This window comes from Roseomonas sp. TAS13, assembly GCF_001950415.1.
GTDB classification, from domain to species: domain Bacteria; phylum Pseudomonadota; class Alphaproteobacteria; order Acetobacterales; family Acetobacteraceae; genus Roseomonas; species Roseomonas mucosa.
Window position 1 is genome coordinate 1 of sequence record NZ_BDLP01000797.1, and the last position, 348, is coordinate 348.

Genomic DNA, 348 nt, shown 5'->3' on the forward strand with positions numbered 1-348 from the left:
ACCTGCACGCGGGGCATCTACGACAACATGCGCACGGCGGTGGACGCGATCCTGGTGGGACGGGATCGCGCCTACAACCGGCGTTTCCTGCGCATGTGCAGCCACTACCTGGTCGAGCCGGTGGCCTGCACTCCGGCCTCGGGCTGGGAGAAAGGTCAGGTCGAGAACCAGGTCGGGCTGGTGCGGGAGCGGTTCTTTACGCCGCGGCTGCGGGTGAGGAGTTACGAGGAGCTGAACGCCCTCCTGCTGGAGCGGTGCGTGTCCCATGCCCGGGCCAATCGGCATCCGGAGCAGAGGGAGCGGACCGTCTGGGAGGCGTTCGAGGCAGAGCGGCCAAGCCTGGTGCCT

Annotated in this window: 1 pseudogene; it reads left to right on the plus strand. The window is 68.1% G+C overall.

The annotated features are described in order from the left end of the window. Positions 1–348, plus strand: a pseudogene (locus ROTAS13_RS25570) (IS21 family transposase); the annotation flags it as partial.